This window comes from Bisbaumannia pacifica, from assembly GCF_007989625.1.
GTDB classification, from domain to species: Bacteria; Pseudomonadota; Gammaproteobacteria; order Pseudomonadales; family Halomonadaceae; genus Bisbaumannia; species Bisbaumannia pacifica.
The window spans coordinates 55,925-69,347 of record NZ_BJUK01000018.1; the positions used below are offsets into that span (position 1 = coordinate 55,925).

Here is a 13,423-nt window from a genome sequence, read left to right on the forward strand (position 1 = left end):
GGGATATCAATAGCCGGCGTCGGGGTCGATCGTCGCCTGTGGCTTTCCCGCCTCGAAGGCCTCGAGGCTCTCGACGACCTGGTCCAGGGCCGCGCCCAGGGGGGTGGGGCCGGCCATATGCGGGGTCACCCAGACCCGCGGATGCGTCCAGAACGGGCTATCCGCGGGCAGCGGCTCCTTCGGGAAGGCATCGAGCAGGGCGCCGCGCAGCCGCCCCTCGGCGTCGCCGGGACCCAGGGCGTCGAGCAGCGCCGCCTCGTCGATCAGGCTGCCGCGGCCGGGATTGATCAGGCTGGCTCCCGCCGGCAGGCACGCCAGGGCCCGGGCATCGATCAGACGCTGGGTGGCCGGGGTATCCGGCAGCAGCAGCACCAGGCTCATCACCTGGCCCAGCAGGGCCTCGAGCCCCGCCTCGCCGTGGTGGCAAGCGATGCCCTCCAGCGACTTGGGCGTACGGCTCCAGCCATGCACCGGGAAGCCGTCGGCGGCGAGGGTCGCGGCCACCTTGGCGCCGATGGCCCCCAGCCCAAGCACCCCCACCGGCCAGTCGGCCTTGTCCACCATGGCGTGCTCGTGCCACTCGGCACGGGCCTGCTGGCGGCCGTAGCGGTCGAAGTCGCGCTGGAAGTGCAGCACGCCATAGCGCACGTAGTCGGCGATGGGGCCCGCCATGCCGGCATCGCGCAGCTTGACGATGGGCACCCCCGAGGGCAGGCCGGGGTTGTTGAGCAGCGCATCCACCCCGGCCCCCAGGTTGATGATGCCCTTGAGGCGGGCCTGTTCGCGCAGCAGGCCCGCGTCGGGCTTCCAGGCCACCAGGTAGTCGGCATCGCGGCGCTCGGCCTCGGGGGCGGCGCTGGTCACTACCTCTGCTCCGGACAGGCGCCGGGCCAGGGCCTGGCGCCACTGCTCGGCGTCGTCGCTATGGACCAGGACTCGCATCGGTTCTCCTCGTACCCGAATGATGGCCTTTATGATGGGGCCTGGCCCGGGGCGGGTAAAGCCCGGCCTCAGGCCGGTTCGGCACTGGCCTCCGGTCGCCGGGTCGACGCCGCGATGGTGGCGGGCGCGGCGATGGCGGGCGCGCCGGCCGGCGCCTCGGCGACGCGGAAGCGGGCCACCATGGCGGTCAGCGCCTCGGCCTGGCGCTTGAGGGTGATCGCCGCCTGGCTGGTCGACTGCACCATGCCGGCATTCTGCTGGGTGGTCGAATCGAGCTCCGCCACCGCGGTGCCGATCTGGGTCAGCCCATCGGCCTGTTCTCGGGTAGCCGCGCCGATGCGCGTCACCACCGCGCCGAGCCGCTCGATGCTGGTGGTAGTGTCGCTCATGCTCTGACCGCTCTGCAGAACCTGATCGGCGCAGGCCTCGAGTTGGCGTCGCGTGGTGTCGAGCAGCTTGCGGATCTCGCCGGCGGCGTCGGCGCTGCGGCTGGCCAGGGCGCGGACCTCGGAGGCGACCACGGCGAAGCCGCGACCCTTGTCGCCGGCCTGGGCGGCCTCCACGGAGGCGTTGAGGGCGAGGATATTGGTCTGGAAGGCGATGGTGTCGATGGTCTCGATGATGCTGTCCATCCGCGCCGCATCGGCGACCACCTCCTGAATCTGGGTCACGCTGCGGCTCACCGTCTCGTTGCTGACCCGGGTGCGTACCGTGGCCTCTTCCGCCAGGTCGTCGGCCTCGCGAGTGCTATCGGCGTTCTGGGCCACCGAGCTGGTGATCTCTTCCATGCTGGCGGCGCTCTGCTGCAGGGCGCTGGCTTGCTGTTCGGTGCGGGCGGCCAGGGCGTGGCTGCCATGGGCGATCTCGTCGGCGTTACCGTGCACCGACTCCCCGGCCTGGCGAATCGAGGCCACCAGGGAGGAGAGCGAGCGGGTCATGTGCTGGAGCGCGTTGAGCAGCCGGGCGGTCTCGTCGCGGCCATGCACTTGGATCGTCTGGTCGAGGTCGCCCTCGGCGACGCGCTCGGTGATCGCCAGCGCCTGGCCGAGGGGCGTGACGATGCTGCGGGTGATCAGCAGCGACAGCAGGGCGGCCGCGCCCAGGGCCAGGGCGGCGACGCTCAGCAGCCAGCGCAGGGCGGTGGCATGGCTGACGTCGATGGCCTGCCTGGCGGTGGCCATATGGGCCTCGGCCCGCTCGCCGATGGCGCCGGCCGTGTCGCTGAGGTGATAGACCGCGTCCTTGTGCTCGTCGAAGGCTTGGTTGACCGCCGCCGTGGTGGCGAACTCGCCGTCGCTCAGGCGTCGATAGATCGCCAGGAAGCCGGTGGCATATTCCTCGAGGGCCGCTTCGGCCTCGAGATAGAGCGCTTGGAGCTCATCGGATGGGGCCTGCTCGCGTGCCGTGCTCAGGGTCGCGGCGAGCCGTTCGCGGGCGTCCTGCCATCTGTCGCGATAGGAAGCGTGACGCTCGGCCTCGGCGAAGTTGATAAAGGCGTCCTTCTCGTAGCGCCGCAACTGTAGGGCGAGCAGCTGCACCCGGGAGGCGTCGAGGGCGATCGCGGCGTCGATTTCCAGGGTCTCCACGGCGGTCGATTTCACCTGCTGTAGCCCGCGGAAGCCGATGGTCGAGATGGCGAGGAGCAGCAGGGCCAGAAGGGAAAACGCCAGGGCGAGGCGCGCGCCGATAGTCAATCGCTGAAGCATTTATAAGCATCCTGTGGAATAACAGCCTGTGCCCACCCTATCGGCCGGGAATAAGCAGAACTTTAACGCCAATGCTTAATAAACGATCTGCATCATGGGAGGCGGGGTGTCCTCCAGCAGGGTCGCGAGTCGGGTCAGGCCATCGCGCAGTCGGTCGATATCCTGCTCCGCGCCCAGGCTCAGGCGCACCCGCCGCGGCGGCGGGGTCTGCTCCACCATAAAGGGCACCGCCGTGGTCAGGGAGAGTCCCTCCTGCTCGGCCTGTTGCTGCAGCTCCTCGGCGCGCCAGGCCTGGGGCAGGGAGAGCCACAGATGCAGGCTGCTGGGGCGCGACTGGAAGGGGTGGCCGGCGAAGATCTCGGCGGCCAGGCGCTGGCGCTCGGCGAGCATCTCGCGTTGCTCCAGGGCCAGGGTCTCCAGGGTGCCGTCGGCCAGCCACAGGTCGGCCAGCTCGAAGATCAGCGGCGTGGCCATCCAACTGGTGGCGCGTAGCCGCGGCAGGGTGTGATGCACCTGCTGGCGGGGCACGCTGAGGTAGCCGGCGCGCAGCCCCGGCAGGGTCACCTTGGTCAGGCTGGTGACATGAAAGCCCTGGCGGGGAAGGCGGGCGCACAGCGGCGTCAGGCCGGGGGGCTCGAGCAGGGCATGGACGTCGTCCTCGATCAGCCATACCTGGTGGCGTGCCAGCACCTCCGCCACGGCATCGCGACGTGCCTCGCTCATGGTCGCACCGGTAGGGTTGAGCTGGGTGGGGGTCAGGCAGACCGCCCGGGGGCGAAAGCGTCGGCAGGCGGCCTCCAGGGCCTCCGGCACCACGCCCTCCGCATCGATGGCGACGCCGCGGAGCTGGAAGCCCAGGGTACGGGAGAGGGCGATCAGACCATGGTCGGTGAGGGCCTCGGTCAGCACCAGGTCACCGTGCTGGACCACGGTGGCGATGGCCAGCATCAGGCCATGGGCGGCGCCGTTGCAGAGGATGCGCTCCTCGACGCCGCCGGGCACCTTGAGGCGTCCCAGTAACCAGTCATTGGCCCGCTCGCGCTGATGGGGCAGGCCGGCGATGGGGCGATTGGCGCCCAGCACATCGGGATGGGCACGCTCGGCCAGCTCCATCAAGGCCTCGCGAAAGCGCCGATGATGGAGGGGAGGGCAGACCGGGTGGGCGATGGAGAGGTCGATCAGCGGGTTCTCCAAGCGCGGCTCGGGGCTGCGCAGGTATTCCGACTCCCGGGCGTCGTCCAGGGCATTGACCCAGGTACCGCTGCCTACCCGGGCCTGGACCAGGCTCATCTTCTCGGCCTGGGCATAGGCCCGGGAGACCGTCTGCACGCTGACGCCCAGGGCCTCGGCCAGTTGACGATGGGGCGGCAGCCGGGTGCCTGGGGGCAGCTCGCCCTGACGGATCGCCTCGGCCAGGGCCTGGGCGATATCCAGGTACTTGGGGCCCTCGTTGCTGAGGTAGGGAGTCAGGTCAATTGTCATGATCCAATAAAGCCTTTGACGGGAAGCTTAGCGCCAATGCTAGTATCCACCCTAAGGTGATTGACCGGCAATTGTCATGCAAAATGTTATGAAAACTCATGACAATTATAACCGCCGGTTTGCGACAAGCAGCCACCCCTGCGGCTCGGCGGCCACAAACGGAGGGCCGGCCGGTTTCGGCGATCTTAGATGGATTTCACGACGCCATGATCGAGGTTTCACTGCCTTTTACCCGTGAGGAGTACGCCAACCGCCTGTGGAAGGTGCGTACCGAGATGGCCAATCGGGGGATCGATATGCTGCTGATCAGCGATCCCTCCAATATGGCCTGGCTGACCGGCTACGACGGCTGGTCCTTCTATGTGCACCAGTGCGTGCTGCTGGGCCTGGAGGGCGAGCCGGTCTGGTATGGCCGACGCATGGATGCCAACGGCGCCCTGCGTACCTGCTGGATGGACCCGGACAACATCACCTACTACCCGGATTACTACGTGCAGAATCCGGACATGCACCCCATGGATTACCTGGCCCAGTCGATTATCCCCGACCGCGGCTGGCATCAAGGGGTGATCGGCATGGAGATGGACAACTACTACTTCTCCGCCAAGGCTTACCAGAGCCTGCTGCGGGAGCTGCCCCATGCCCGTTTCATGGATGCCAACTCCCTGGTCAACTGGTGCCGGGCCATCAAGTCGTCCCGCGAGGTGGAGTACATGCGGGTGGCGGCGAAGATCGTCGAGGGCATGCATACGCGGATCCTCGAGGTGATCGAGCCGGGGCTGCCCAAGAGCAAGCTGGTCTCGGAGATCTATCGGGTCGGCATCGAGGGTTGGACCGACCCGGAAGGGCGGGTCTTCGGCGGCGACTACCCCGCCATCGTCCCCATGCTGCCCACCGGCAAGGACGCGGCGGCCCCCCACCTGACCTGGGACGATACCCCCTTCCGCCGCGGTGAGGGCACCTTCTTCGAGATCGCCGGCGTCTACAAGCGCTACCACGCCCCCATGTCGCGCACCGTCTTCCTGGGCAAGCCGCCCCAGGAGTTCATTCGCGCCGAGTCGGCGCTGCTGGAGGGCATCGAGAACGGCCTGGCGGTGGCCAAGCCCGGCAATCGCACCGCGGATATCGCCATGGCCCTGGGCGCGGCCATGGACAAGTACGGCTTCGACCGCGGTGGTGCCCGCTGCGGCTATCCCATCGGCATCAGCTATCCGCCGGACTGGGGCGAGCGCACCATGAGCCTGCGCCCCTCCGACGAGACCATCCTCGAGCCCGGCATGACCTTCCATTTCATGCCGGGGCTCTGGGAGGACGACTGGGGCTTGGAGATCACCGAGAGCATCCTGATCACCGAGACCGGTTGCGAGACCCTGGCTAACTTCCCGCGCCAGCTATTCGTCCGCTAGGCGCTAGATTCGCCCCGCGCTTGAAGAGAACAAGGAGTCCTAGACCATGACCAAGCGTCCCAGCCCCATCTCCGCCACCGTGGACTTCGCCGTGGACGGCGTCCAGCACGGTTACCTGAAGCTGCCGATCTCCAACGACGAGTCGGCCTGGGGGGCGGTGATGATTCCCGTCGCCGTGATCAAGAACGGCGAGGGCCCCACCGCCCTGCTCACCGGGGGCAACCACGGCGATGAGTACGAGGGCATCACCGCCCTGCTGAAGCTGGCCAGCGAGCTCGAGGCCGAGGATATCCGGGGCCGGGTGATCATCGTGCCCACCATGAACGCCCCGGCGGCGCAGGCCGGCAAGCGCACCTCGCCGCTGGATGGCGGCAACCTCAACCGCAGCTTCCCCGGCGACCCGGACGGCAGCGTCACCGAGCAGATCGCCGACTACTTCACCCGCGAGCTGGTGCCCCTGGCCGACGTGGTGCTCGACCTCCACTCCGGCGGTAGCACCCTGGATATCGTGCCCTTCGCCGCCTCCCACCACCTGGAGGACAAGGCGTTGCAGCGCCGCGCCCTGGAGGGCGCCATCGCCTTCGGCGCGCCCACCGCCATGCTGATGTTCGAGCTCGATGCCACCAAGCTCTTCGATACCGCGGTGGAGAGTCAGGGCAAGGTGTTCGTGGCCACCGAGCTGGGGGGCGGCGGCACCACCACCCCGGAGCGCCTGGCCATCACCGAGCGCGGCATCGAGAACTTCCTGATCCATTTCGGGCTGATGGAGGGCGAGGTGACGCCTCCCGCCGAGCCCCAGGTCTATGTGGATATGCCCGATGCCAGCTGCTATGTGCAGAGCGAGCACAGCGGCCTGCTGGAGCTCACCGTGGCGCTGGGCGAGCGGGTCGCCAAGGGCCAGTTGATCGCCCGGGTCTATGACCTGACCCGCACCGGCGCCACCCCCGTGGAATACCATGCCGGCCGCGATGGTATGCTGGTGGCACGTCGTTTCCCCGCACGGGTCAATATGGGGGACACCATCGCGGTGATCGCCGAGGTCGTCGACCGACTCGAGGCCTGACGAAAAGAACTCTGCCCATGAGCGGAAAAGGGGCGCTGGGGGCAGGGCAAAGCGAAGCGTCTTTTTCAGGGATGAAAAAGTCGAGCGCCCATGGATGGGTTCACAGCGTCTTCGCGTGACCTGCCCCCAGGTTAGCCCCGCTTCCCGCCGCCTGTGACGAGTGACCTGGCCCGCTGCTACTGAGGAGCCCAATGAAGCTTGACCGTTACGATCTGAAGATCCTCGAGATCCTGGCCAGGGATGGCCGCATCACCAAGTCGCGCCTGGCCGAGTGCATCAACCTCTCGGTCAGCCCCTGCTGGGAGCGGGTCAAGCGCCTCGAGAAGGCCGGCATCATCGAGGGCTATGGGGCGCGGATCAACGCCCGGGTGCTGGTCAAGCGCACCCCGGTCTGGGTCCAGGTGGAGCTCAAGGCCCATAACGCCGAGAGCTTCCAGCGCTTCGAGAAGGTGGTGCGCGACACCCCCGAGGTCACCGAGTGCGTGGCGGTGGGCGGCGGCGTCGACTACCTGCTCAAGGTAGAGGCGGATTCCATCGACGCCTACCAGCGGCTGATCGACGGCTGGCTCACCTCCGAGGTGGGCATCGAGCGCTACTTCACCTATATCGTCACCAAGCAGGTCAAGCAGGCGCCGCCGCCCCTGGACCTGGCGCCCCAATAGCCCCCGTCGGCGGGGCCAGAAAAACTTTCTGTGGCCCGCCGGGAGACAAAAAAAACCGCATGGTCCCGCGGCCCTATCGAAAAGTCTCCCCCGCCCTTAGCCCTTACCCTGAGCACATGGACGGCTTGATGCCGTCGACGTGATTCGACCACCGTGGCGGCCCGCCGCCACGTCGTCAGGGGAGGTGACCCATGAAACTCAACGATCCGCGCCTACTGCGCCAGCATGCCTACGTGAACGGCAAGTGGACCCATGGCGATGGCGGCCGCGAGGAGGCCGTGGTGGATCCCGCCACCGGCGAGACCCTGGGGCATATTCCCTGGCTGGAAGCCGAGCAGATCCGCGGCGCCGTGGACGCCGCCGAGGCCGCCTTCGTGCACTGGCGGGCGCTGCGCGCCGACGAGCGCTGCGAGCGCCTGTTGGCCTGGTACGACCTGATTCAGGCCAACCGCGAGGACCTGGCCATCATCATGACCCGGGAGCAGGGCAAGCCGCTGCCCGACGCCCGCGGCGAGGTGGAGTATGGCGCCAGCTTCGTGCGCTGGTTCGCCGAGGAGGGCAAGCGCACCTATGGCGAGACCATTCCCAGCCATATTCCCAATGCCGCCCTAGGCACCCTCAAGGAGCCGGTGGGGATCGCCGCCCTGATCACGCCCTGGAACTTCCCGCTGGCGATGATCACCCGCAAGGCCGCCGCGGCCCTGGCCGCCGGCTGCCCGGTGATCGTCAAGCCCGCCGGCGAGACGCCCTTCTCGGCGCTGGCCCTGGCCGAGCTCGCCGAGCGCGCCGGCATTCCCGCCGGCATCTTCAACGTGGTGCTGGGCGAGCCCGCCGAGGTGTCGGAGATCCTGTGTGCCGAGGCGCGGGTCAAGGCGCTGTCGTTCACCGGCTCCACCCGGGTCGGCCGCCTGTTGCTGGAACAGAGCGCTCCTACCGTCAAGCGGGTCTCCCTGGAGCTGGGCGGCAACGCGCCCTTTATCGTCGGCCCGGACATGGACCCCAGGGAGGCGGCCTTCGCCGCCGTGGCGGCCAAGTTCCAGACCGCGGGGCAGGACTGCCTGGCGGCCAACCGCATCCTGGTTCACGAGTCGATCCATGACGACTTCGTCGCCCACTTCGCCAGCCGCATGGCGGCCCTGACCCTGGGCAACGGCCTGGAGCCGGAGGTGGACCTGGGCCCGCTGATCCATGGCCAGGCGGTGGACAAGGCCTCGGCCATCGTCGACGACGCCCTCTCCCAGGGCGCCACCCTGGTGGCCGGCGACCAGTCGCAGGCCCCGGGCCCCAACTTCTTCGTGCCCACCCTGCTCACCGGGGTGACGCCGAAGATGAAGGTGTGGCGCGAGGAGAACTTCGCCCCGGTGGCCGGCGTCACCGCCTATGGCGATGACGACGAGGTGATCGAGCTGGCCAACGACACCGAGTATGGTCTGGCGGCCTATGTCTACACCCATGACATTCGCCGCATCTGGAAGCTGCTGCGGGCCCTGGAGTACGGCATGGTCAGCGTCAACTCGGTGAAGATGACCGGCCCCCCCGTGCCCTTCGGCGGCGTCAAGCAGTCCGGGCTGGGCCGCGAGGGCGGCAATACCGGGATCGACGAATACCTGGAGACCAAGTATTACTGCCTGGGTGCCCTGGGCTCCGTTTCTGGTAGCTAAGTCCTTTTTTCTGAATTCGATGAACATTCTCCCCGGCGGGACGCCGGGGAGCCTAGCCAAGAGAGAACAGCCATGAGCCTGCATCAGCAACTGATCGACCGCGACCGCAAGGTCACCTTCCACGCCTCCACCCACCTGCGCGACTTCGCCCATGGCGATGCGCCGGGCCGGGTGATCACCGGCGGTCAGGGCATCACCATTGTCGACAAGGACGGCCGCGAGTTTATCGACGGCTTCGCCGGGCTCTACTGCGTGAACATCGGCTATGGCCGCAGCGAGGTGGCGGAAGCCATCTACGAGCAGGCCATGAAGCTCTCCTACTACCACACCTATGTGGGGCACTCGAACGAGCCGCAGATCGAGCTCTCCGAGAAGATCCTCGAGCTGGCCGGCCCCGGCATGTCTAAGGTCTACTACGGCATGTCCGGCTCTGACGCCAACGAGACCCAGCTGAAGATCGTGCGTTACTACAACAACGTCCTGGGTCGCCCGCAGAAGAAGAAGGTGATCTCGCGGATGCGCGGCTACCACGGCTCGGGCATCGCCTCCGGCTCGCTGACCGGGCTCAAGGCCTTCCACGATCACTTCGACCTGCCCATCGAGACCATTCGCCACACCGAGGCGCCCTACTACTATCACCGGGCCGCCGAGCAGCAGGGCATGACCGAGCGGGAATTCTCCGTCTACTGCGCCCAGAAGCTCGAGGAGATGATCCTCGCCGAGGGGCCCGAGACCGTGGCCGCCTTTATCGGTGAGCCGGTGCTGGGCACCGGCGGCATCGTGCCGCCGCCGGAGGGCTACTGGAAAGCGATCCAGGCGGTGCTGACCAAGTACGACGTGCTGCTGATCGCCGATGAGGTGGTGTGCGGCTTCGGGCGCATCGGCACCGACTTCGGCAGCCACCACTACGGTATCAAGCCGGACCTGATCACCGTGGCCAAGGGCCTGACCAGCGCCTACCAGCCACTCTCCGGGGTGATCGTCGGCGACCGCGTCTGGCGGGTACTGGAGCAGGGCACCGGCGAGTTCGGCCCCATCGGCCACGGCTGGACCTACTCCGGCCACGCCTTGGGCTGCGCCGCGGGCCTCGCCAACCTGGCGATCATCGAGCGGGAGGGCCTGACCCAGAACGCCGCCGAGACCGGGGCCTACCTGCAGCGCCAGATGCAGGCCGCCTTCGGCGACCATCCCATCGTCGGCAACGTGCGCGGCGTGGGCCTGCTGGCGGCCCTGGAGTTCTCCGCCAACCCGGCCAAGCGCGAGCACTTCGACCCGGCCCTCAAGATCGGCCCGCGGATCGCCGCCGCGGCCATGGACGAGAACCTGATCGCCCGGGCCATGCCCCAGGGGGACATCCTCGGCTTCGCGCCGCCGCTGACCATCAGCCGCGCCGAGGTGGACGAGGTGGTGGCCCGCGCCAAGCGCGCCGTGGACAAGGTGGCCGACGAGCTGACCCGCAGCGGCGAACTCAAGGCCAGCTAAGCCGGGCAAGCAGACAGGCGTCGGGGGAGCTCCCCCCGGCGCCTTTTTTATGCCGCGCGATCTACCCTGTTCCTTAGTGAAGCGAAGGAGACTAGCCGCCGATGCGTGAGTGCGATGCGGAAGTGAGCCTGGCGATGATCTATGCCGCCCGCCGACGTTTGGCGGGCCGGGTGGTGCGCACGCCGCTGATTCGCTCCCGGGCGCTGTCGCGGCGCTTCGACGCCGAGGTCTATCTCAAGCTGGAGACCTGCCAGCCCACCGGCGCCTTCAAGCTGCGCGGCGCCACCAATATGCTCGGTGCCCTGATCGAGCGCCATGGCCGGGAGGCCCTGGCCCGGGGCGTGACCACCGCCTCCACCGGCAACCATGGGCGGGCGGTGGCCTATGCCGCCGCCGAGCTGGGGATTCCGGCGGTGATCTGCCTCTCGAGCCTGGTGCCCGACAACAAGGTCGCCGCCATTCGCGACCTGGGGGCCGAGGCGCGGCGCTGCGGCGCCAGCCAGGACGCGGCCTTCGAGGAGGTGGCGCGGCTGGTGGCGGAGGAGGGCATGACCCTGATTCCGCCCTTCGACGACCCGCGGATCGTCGCCGGCCAGGCGACCATCGGCCTGGAACTGATGGAAGACCAGCCGGCGCTCGATCGGGTGATCGTGGGGCTCTCCGGGGGCGGGCTGCTGGGCGGCATCGGCGCCGCCATCAAGGCGATTCGCCCCGCCACCCGGATTACCGGGGTCAGCCTCTCGGCGGGGGCGGCCATGTGGGAGAGCCTGCGGGCCGGCCATCCCGTCGCGGTGGAAGAGGTGACGAGCCTGGCGGACTCCCTGGGTGGCGGCATCGGCCTGGACAACCGCTGTACCTTCGCCCTGGTGCGGCGGGTCATGGACGACCATTATCAGGTCTCGGAGGCGGCCATCGCCGCAGCCATGGTCCGGCTGCTGGAAGAGGAGAAGCTGCTGGTGGAGGGCGCCGCGGCGGTAGGCCTGGCGGCCATTGAGGCCCATGGGCTGGAGATCCGCGGCCAGAAGGTGGCGCTGATCCTCTCCGGCAATGGGGTGTCGCTCGAGACCCTCGATCGCGCCCGGGCCCTGGCCAATTCGGTGGGCACTAGTTGCCATTGAGCCGCGGCTTTTCCGAGGACTAGCATCGCAAAGACGCGGTAAACCCATCCCTGGGCGCTCGACATTCTCGTCCCTGATAATGACGCTTTGCTCTTGCTCGCCCTCGGCGCCGCTTATCCTGGTGGCGGCCCTCGGCCGGCTGGTCACTCTGGCGACGGCTTTGTGTTTGGCAGAGGAGGAGTGTGATGCAGCTTTTCTATCGTGATGCGATTCGTCAGGCCGTGGGCCTGGACCTCGAGGCCCTGGCGGCGGTGGAGGCGGGCTTCGCCGCCCTGGGACGCGGCGAGGTGGTGCAGCCGCCGATCCTCTCCATGGCCATCGAGGAGGCCAACGGCGAGGTGGACGTCAAGACCGCCCATATCCGTGGTGCGCCGCGCTTCGCCATCAAGGTCAGCCCCGGCTTCTTCGATAACCCCAAACTGGGCCTGCCCAGCCTCAATGGCCTGATGCTGGTGTTCTCCGCCCGGACCGGCCTGGTGGAGGCGGTGCTCTTCGACGAGGGCTACCTGACCGCGGTGCGCACCGCCCTGGCCGGGGCCATCGCCGCCAAGTACCTGTCGCGCCCCGATAGCCGGCGGGTGGCGGTACTGGGGGCCGGCGAGCAGGCCGAGTTACAGGTCCAGGCGTTGCGCCTGGTGCGGGAGGTCGAGCGAGTCGACGTCTGGGCGCGGCGCCACGAGGCGGCCCAGGCCTACGCTCGGCGCCTCGAAGACCAGGGGCTCGAGGCCCGCGCCCACGACAGCGTGGCCGCGGCCTGCGCGTCGGCGGATATCGTGATCACCACCACGCCGTCGCGCCGTCCCATCCTGCATGCCGGCGAGCTCCCCGAGGGGGTGCATATCACCGCCATGGGCTCGGACAGCCCCGGCAAGCGGGAGCTGGACGAGTCGGTGTTGCACCTGGCTGGCGCCTTCGTCTGTGATACCCGGGCCCAGAGCGAGACCAATGGCGAGCTCCAGGCCCTGGCGGCCAGGGGCGAGCCGCCATCTAGCGTCTATGAACTGGGGCGGGTGATCGCCGAGGGCTGGCAATTGCGCAACTCGCCTCGGGATATCACCGTCTGCGATCTCACCGGCACCGGGGTGCAGGATACCGCCATCGCCAACTTCGCCCTCGAACGCCTGGCCCGGGTCGGCGACTAAGGCTCCCGCTCCCGGCTCGGTTGATAGGGCGTGACCCGCGCCCCTTGAGCGGAGCGCGGGGCTGTCCCATGCTGGATGACACCCTGATTGTCCTGGAGTCGAGTCCTATGCGTCGGGTTATCGCCTTCGATGTCTATGGCACCCTGATCGATCCCCATGGGGTGGTCGCCGAGCTGGAGGGCCTGCTTGGCGAGCGCGCCCAGGCCTTCTCCCAGCGCTGGCGGGACAAGCAGCTGGAGTACAGCTTTCGCCGCGGCCTGATGGGCGCCTACGTGGACTTCGCCCAGTGCACCCGGGAGGCCCTGGAATTCACCGACCGTGCCTTCGGCGGCCCCCTCAGCGAGCTGCAGCTGGATCGCCTGATGACCCATTACGGTCGCCTGCCCGCCTACCCCGAGGCGGCCGCCGCCCTGACGCGGCTGCGTGAGGCGGGCATCGTCTGCGTGGCCTTCTCCAATGGCGCTCGCGAGACGGTGGCGGCGCTGCTGGCCCAGGCCGGGCTCGCCGAGGCCTTCGACGACATCGTCAGCGTCGACGAGATCAAGCGCTTCAAGCCCGACCCCGCCGTCTACGCCCACCTGCGTTACCGCCTGGAGGCCCCGGCGGAGGCCACCTGGCTGGTCTCCAGCAACCCCTTCGACGTGATCGGCGCCCGCCATGCCGGCCTGCATGCGGTCTGGGTACGGCGCCTGGCGGAGGCCCCCTTCGATCCCTGGGGAGGCGAACCGGACCTGACGGTCACCGACCTGGAGAGCCTAG

At 68.4% G+C, this 13,423-nt stretch carries 11 protein-coding genes; 8 read left to right on the top strand and 3 right to left on the bottom strand.

Annotation, left to right across the window (positions count from 1 at the left end; all coding sequences use genetic code 11):
* Positions 1-6: 6 nt before the first annotated feature.
* The 3 genes from HPA02_RS09520 to ehuR form a co-directional block, all read right to left on the bottom strand.
* Positions 7-942 (bottom strand): 2-hydroxyacid dehydrogenase, encoded by a 936-nt coding sequence (locus HPA02_RS09520; protein WP_146802949.1) that lies wholly within the window; start codon positions 940-942, stop codon positions 7-9.
* Positions 943-1,010: 68 nt separating this feature from the next.
* Positions 1,011-2,648 carry a methyl-accepting chemotaxis protein gene (locus HPA02_RS09525; protein ID WP_146802950.1) on the bottom strand — a complete coding sequence of 546 codons (1,638 nt, stop codon included), beginning with the start codon at positions 2,646-2,648 and terminating at the stop codon, positions 1,011-1,013.
* 75 nt (positions 2,649-2,723) lie between these two features.
* Positions 2,724-4,130, bottom strand: coding sequence for a MocR-like ectoine utilization transcription factor EhuR (gene ehuR / locus HPA02_RS09530; RefSeq protein ID WP_146802951.1), 1,407 nt, complete (start codon positions 4,128-4,130; stop codon positions 2,724-2,726).
* 206 nt (positions 4,131-4,336) lie between these two features.
* Here ehuR and doeA point away from each other — a divergent pair, with 206 nt between their 5' ends.
* From doeA to HPA02_RS09570, 8 genes are all read left to right on the top strand, one after another.
* Positions 4,337-5,536 (top strand): ectoine hydrolase DoeA, encoded by a 1,200-nt coding sequence (gene doeA / locus HPA02_RS09535; protein WP_146802952.1) that lies wholly within the window; start codon positions 4,337-4,339, stop codon positions 5,534-5,536.
* A gap of 46 nt (positions 5,537-5,582) precedes the next feature.
* Positions 5,583-6,599 (top strand): N(2)-acetyl-L-2,4-diaminobutanoate deacetylase DoeB, encoded by a 1,017-nt coding sequence (doeB, locus tag HPA02_RS09540; protein WP_146802953.1) that lies wholly within the window; start codon positions 5,583-5,585, stop codon positions 6,597-6,599.
* A 191-nt stretch (positions 6,600-6,790) separates the two neighbouring features.
* Positions 6,791-7,261: an Lrp/AsnC family transcriptional regulator gene (locus HPA02_RS09545; protein ID WP_146802954.1), complete on the top strand. Its 471-nt coding sequence runs from the start codon at positions 6,791-6,793 to the stop codon at positions 7,259-7,261.
* A gap of 191 nt (positions 7,262-7,452) precedes the next feature.
* Positions 7,453-8,922: an NAD-dependent succinate-semialdehyde dehydrogenase gene (locus HPA02_RS09550; RefSeq protein WP_146802955.1), complete on the top strand. Its 1,470-nt coding sequence runs from the start codon at positions 7,453-7,455 to the stop codon at positions 8,920-8,922.
* Positions 8,923-8,994: 72 nt separating this feature from the next.
* Entirely contained in the window at positions 8,995-10,404 is a 1,410-nt protein-coding gene (locus HPA02_RS09555; protein WP_146802956.1) for an aspartate aminotransferase family protein, read from the top strand.
* A 101-nt stretch (positions 10,405-10,505) separates the two neighbouring features.
* Entirely contained in the window at positions 10,506-11,522 is a 1,017-nt protein-coding gene (gene eutB / locus HPA02_RS09560) for a hydroxyectoine utilization dehydratase EutB (RefSeq protein ID WP_146802957.1), read from the top strand.
* A 185-nt stretch (positions 11,523-11,707) separates the two neighbouring features.
* On the top strand, positions 11,708-12,664 hold the full coding sequence (locus HPA02_RS09565) for a cyclodeaminase (protein ID WP_146802958.1): 957 nt from the start codon (positions 11,708-11,710) through the stop codon (positions 12,662-12,664).
* A 107-nt stretch (positions 12,665-12,771) separates the two neighbouring features.
* Positions 12,772-13,423, top strand: a 652-nt coding sequence (locus HPA02_RS09570) for a haloacid dehalogenase type II (RefSeq protein ID WP_146802959.1), incomplete at its 3' end; no start/stop codon positions are given.